Here is a 1,444-nt window from a genome sequence, read left to right on the forward strand (position 1 = left end):
CCCGATGACGCCGTGCGAGCGCCCGGAGACGTGGAGCGGTGGTGCTTCCTGGGCGAGGGTGCATGCACGCCCGAGGAGCGCGCCACGGACGTCACGCCGGACTTCCAATGGGAGGAGGGCTTCCGGGGCGTGGTGGGGACGGTGCGGGGCGCGGTGGGGACGGACGCGGAGGTGTCGGTGACGGGGTTCGGTTCGTATCAGTCGCGCTCGCTCCTCTCGCATGCGCTGGCGGAGCGCTCTTCGTGCGAGGGAGAGCGGGACGGGTGCAAGGCGCCGGCGGTGTGGCTCGCGGTGACGGGGACGAAGGCGGGGCGCGTGGTGTCCCGGACGCTGCCCGGCGTGTTCCATGAGTGGGCGGGCGGAGGTCACGCGACGCTCGCTTGGAGTCCACGGGCCCAGGTGGGAGCGACCGCGTGGGGCGCGCGGCCGGTGTGGAGCGTGGAGGGCGCGGTGCTCGATTTCCGCTCCACCGCGGGCTACCCGGTGGGAGGCGGCTTTGGCGCGGTGGGATTCGACGGTGCGTGGGGGCACGGGCCGGTGGACCTCTTCGTGGAGGCGGCGCGCAGCTTTGATGCGGCGCCGGGCGGAGGTGGTGGGTTCGGCGTGCTCCAGCGCACGGTGGTGGCGGATCCGTCGAAGGAGCTGGAGGTGTCGTTGCGAGCCTACGGACGCGGCTTCGCCAATCCGTACACGGGCGCGGTGTCCGGGCCGGATGAGCTGGAGGGCTCGCGGGCCCGGAACGAGGTGGGCGCGCGCGTGCGCTACCTGCATCGGCTGGACGCATGGCGGCTGCGGGGCGAGGTGGACACGTGGACGCTGCCCTCCGACGGCACGGCGCCAGGCAGTGCCGGCACGGTGAACCTGCGGGCCTCCGCGCGAGTGGATTGGAGGGCGCATGCGTGGTTCCAGCCATCGCTGTGGGGCGAGTACCGGGACAAGGACGTCGGCGTGGCGGGGGATTGCTTCGACGGGACGGGAGAGGAGCCCTGCTCGGGGTCACTGCTGCGCGTGACCGCCCGTGTGAAGGCGGAGCTTCACGATGCCGTGTCCGTGGCCGCGCAGTACGCGCATGCACGCGTGGATGATCCGGTGAATGGGGGCGTGCGCGAGGACGCGCACGCGGTGGCGGAGGCGCAGGTCCGGCCGTGCGAGGCGGTGCGGCTGCGGGGCCGGGCGGTGTGGAAGGACGAGGACCGCGCGACGCGGAACCGACTGGAGCAGTCCTTCCGCGCGACGTTCGATGCGAGCTGGGCCGCGGGAGACGCGGTGACGACGCGGGCACGGTACGCGTGGGTGAGCGACTTGAAGGATGCGCGCGGTGCCCGGACACCGCCGGATGCGCCCCGGCACCTGTTCGCGCTGGAAGTGGAGACGCGGTTCTGAAGGGGGTGGAGTGTGGTGGCTTGGGCAGTGAGGGGATGGGGCGTGAGGCTGTGTGTGGGAT

General features: G+C 72.8%; 1 protein-coding gene. It reads left to right on the top strand.

Annotated elements, in window-relative coordinates:
• Positions 1 to 1,383 (top strand): hypothetical protein (locus D7V88_RS41465; protein WP_120545956.1); only part of this gene is annotated, 1,383 nt, incomplete at its 5' end.
• Positions 1,384 to 1,444 lie beyond the last annotated feature (61 nt).

The organism is Corallococcus terminator, assembly GCF_003611635.1.
Classification (GTDB): Bacteria; Myxococcota; Myxococcia; order Myxococcales; family Myxococcaceae; genus Corallococcus; species Corallococcus terminator.